The 1,955-nt window shown below is 70.6% G+C and carries 2 protein-coding genes; both read left to right on the top strand.

The window, feature by feature from the left end:
* Positions 1-383: 383 nt before the first annotated feature.
* On the top strand, positions 384-1,136 hold the full coding sequence (locus J0670_RS36890) for a TetR/AcrR family transcriptional regulator (RefSeq protein WP_207817144.1): 753 nt from the start codon (positions 384-386) through the stop codon (positions 1,134-1,136).
* Positions 1,137-1,275: 139 nt separating this feature from the next.
* Entirely contained in the window at positions 1,276-1,932 is a 657-nt protein-coding gene (locus J0670_RS36885) for a DUF6230 family protein (protein WP_207817143.1), read from the top strand.
* Positions 1,933-1,955 lie beyond the last annotated feature (23 nt).

Raw genomic sequence — 1,955 nt, 5'->3', positions numbered from 1 at the left:
CGCGGGACGGGCGGGCCCGGCGCCACGGGCCCGCTCGCGCGGTACGGCCTGACCGCGGTGTGCGGTCGCCGTGGTGCGCGTACGGTGGTGCGAAGGTGCGGCGGTGCGGCTGACGGGCGTTGCGAGGTGCGGCGGTTCGGTACACGGCGGCACGGAGTCGGACGGTGGTGCGGACGTGCGGTGCCGTGGGGTGTGGGCGCCGGCGGCTGCCACCGCATGGGCCCGGGCCCGCCGTGGTCCCGTGGCCCGGGCGCTCGGCCCGGGGCCGTCGGAGCCCCTGGAGGTCGACCGGTGGGTGGCCTGCTCATCCACCGGGTTGGAAACCTGGCAGTGTTGTAAACCCTGCCTTCCGTCAATGTCAATACAGGACACAGGAGTTGGTGATGGATCGGAAGTACCTCCGAAGTGCCGACGTGATCCTGCTGCCCGGGGCCAGGACCGGCCGCGATCCGGCCAGGTCGATCAAACCGGGGCCCCGCCGACTGCCCGCGGGCGTGGTCGCCGCCACCCAGCGCGAGCGGCTGCTGGACGGGCTGGTCCGAACCGTCGCCGAACGCGGCTACCAGCACGCGACGGTGAGCGACATCTGCCGCGCGGCGGGGGTGACCAGGCCGGTCTTCTACGAGCTGTTCAGCGGCAAGGAGGACGCCTTCCTGGCCGCGCACCGGCACGGCACCGGGGTGGTGATCCGGCGGATGGCGGCGGCCTTCGCGGCCGAATCCGACTGGTGCGCCGGGATCCGGCAGGCGCTCGGGGCGATGCTCCAACTCCTCGCCGGAACACCCTCCTTCGCGACCATGGCGGTGATCGAGATCGACGCGGTCGGCCCGGCCGGCCGACGTGAGAGAGAGCAACTCCTCACCAGGTTCCGGGCGTTCTTCGCCGAGGTTCCCCAACTCCCGGCGGGTGTGGGGGTGGAGGAAGTCGTGGACGTCGTGGTGGGCGGCGTCTACAGCGCGGTGTACCGCCGGATCGCCTCCGGACGGATCGATCAACTGCCCGAGCTGGTACCGGTGTTGAGCATGTTCTGCCTGGCGCCCTTCCTCGGCCCGGTGGAAGCGTCCCGTCGGCTGGGCGCGCGAATCGGTGAAGATCCTTCGTGCACCCGTATTGACCCGGCCTATACCGGGCAGTAGCTTCCCAGTACTCATCGCGGCTCCGGCCGGATCCGCCCCGCTGCCGAGGGGCGGACCGCCCGGTCGGGACGCGCAACGCTGTCCGCGCCAGGACAACGTGCCAGTGCCTGCACACCCAATCCACCCTCAGGGAGCACACATGGCCATGTCCGAGGAAGCCGCCGCCGCGGCGGACACCCCGCAGCCACCGAGCGGGACCACACGCGGCCGGGTACGGCTGAAGCGCAGCGTCCTGATGGCCGTACCGGCCGTCGCGCTCGGGGGCGTCCTGATGACGCTCACGGCGCAGGGCGTGCTCGCCGCGCAGTTCTCCATCTCCGGAATGCCGTTCACGATCACCGCGGACCAGCTCAAGGGCGACGGCTTCGCGCAGTTCGGTGCCCTGGACTCGATGATCCCCGACAGCCCCAACGCGGGCTCCACCGGCGGCCAGGTGCTGGTCGCGGTGTCGGCGATCAAGAAGGCCGAGATCACCAACCTGTGCCAGAGCGTCGACCTCGGCGGCATCAATCTGGTGATCCACGCAGGCGACGCCGGGACCCCGGTCTCCGCCACCAACCTCACCACCGACTCCGATCTGCTCTCCGGTGACGCGGAGTTCACCAACATCGAGATCGGCGGCGACGCCAGCACCTACACCAAGGCCGGCCCGATCGGGAAGGGCAACCCGGGCGTCTTCGGCCAGCAGGCCGACACCGTCGTGATGAACCACGTCAACCAGCACAACTACGCGAGCACCGCCGTCGGGTTCAAACTGCCCAACCTGCGGCTGAGCTTCAGCGCCAAGGGCTGCTGAACATGACGGAGTCCGTACCGGAG

The sequence above is a fragment of the Streptomyces sp. FH025 genome (assembly GCF_017427025.1).
Taxonomy (GTDB): domain Bacteria; phylum Actinomycetota; class Actinomycetes; order Streptomycetales; family Streptomycetaceae; genus Kitasatospora.
This window is presented reverse-complemented; position numbering and strand designations above follow the sequence as displayed.